Consider the following 1243-nt stretch of genomic DNA (forward strand, 5'->3'; position numbering starts at 1 on the left):
TATGGCCGCATGGTTGAAGTCGACCATGGCAATGGTTTTGCGACACGTTACGGGCATCTCAGCGAGATCGACGTGACCGTCGGCGAGAAACTGGACGCCGGCGCCGTCATCGGCAAGACCGGCAGCAGCGGCCGCTCGACCGGCCCGCATCTGCACTACGAAGTTCGCCACAATGGCGAAGCGATCGATCCCTTGCGCTTCCTCACGGTCGGCAAGAAGGTCGCCCAGTATCTGTAAGCGATCCCAGGCTCCTGCCCCATGCGCCGATGACCATCATGATGGCTGACTAAGGCGCTCCCGTCGACAGAAACGCCGTCGCTGCCGCAACCAGGGTGGTCGCGCCGACCTTCAACGCGGCCTCGTCGACACGAAACCGGGCGTGATGGAGCGGAAAGACCGATCCGATCTCCTCGTTCCGGATTCCCAGCCGAAAATAGACCGAAGGACGTTTCTCGCTGTAGTAGCCAAAGTCGTCCGCGATCGTCCATCCGGGCGTGTTGAGGACGTTGTCGGCACCGATGCAGGCCTTGGCGCTGGCGGCAATCAGCTCTGTCATCTCGACATCGTTGACGACGCCGGGTTCGCCCTTGTGGATGTCGACCTCGACACGCGCGCCGTGGCTCGTCGCCATACCCTCGGCTATCGTACGAACGCGGTGCCAGGCCCGCTCGCGGGTTGCATCGCTGCCGCTGCGGATGGTGCCTTTCAACGTGACCCTGCCGGCGGTGACATTATATGCGTTGCCGCCATTGATGGCCGTGACGGAAATCACCAGCGGATCGTACGGATCGGTCTCGCGCGAAACGATCTTCTGCAATTCGCTCACCAGGGAGCAAGCCACGGCCAACGCATCGACGCCTTCATGCGGTTTTGCCGCGTGTGCCGCCGAGCCGATGACGGCCACATCGAACGTGTCACAGGCCAGAGTGTAGGGACCGGAGCCGACGGCGATCTTGCCGGTCGGTGTGTACGGATCGACGTGGACGCAGATGGCGGCGTCGATGTCGTCGAGAAGCCCCTCTTCCACCACCCGCTTGCCGCCCGACGGTTCGTCCTCCTCCGCCGGCTGGAAGATCAGGCGAACGGTACCGCCAAAACTGTCCCGCGACTGGTGAAGATGCGCGGCCACCGCGAAAGCCATCGATGCATGGGCGTCGTGACCGCAGGCATGCATCACACCTGGATTCGTCGATGCATAATCGACACCGGACTCCTCCTCGATCGGCAAGGCATCGATGTCGGC

2 protein-coding genes are annotated in these 1243 nt (G+C 62.9%); one reads left to right on the forward strand and one right to left on the reverse strand.

Features of this window, described 5'->3' with window-relative positions; all coding sequences use genetic code 11:
* Positions 1 to 237: M23 family metallopeptidase (locus EN925_RS36495; RefSeq protein WP_164894687.1), on the forward strand; the 237-nt coding region annotated here is incomplete at its 5' end.
* 49 nt (positions 238 to 286) lie between these two features.
* Here EN925_RS36495 and EN925_RS36500 read toward each other — a convergent pair.
* The coding region (locus tag EN925_RS36500; protein WP_164894688.1) for an amidohydrolase at positions 287 to 1243 on the reverse strand (957 nt) is incomplete at its 5' end.

This window comes from Mesorhizobium sp. M7A.F.Ca.US.006.04.2.1 (genome assembly GCF_004022915.1).
Classification (GTDB): domain Bacteria; phylum Pseudomonadota; class Alphaproteobacteria; order Rhizobiales; family Rhizobiaceae; genus Mesorhizobium; species Mesorhizobium ciceri.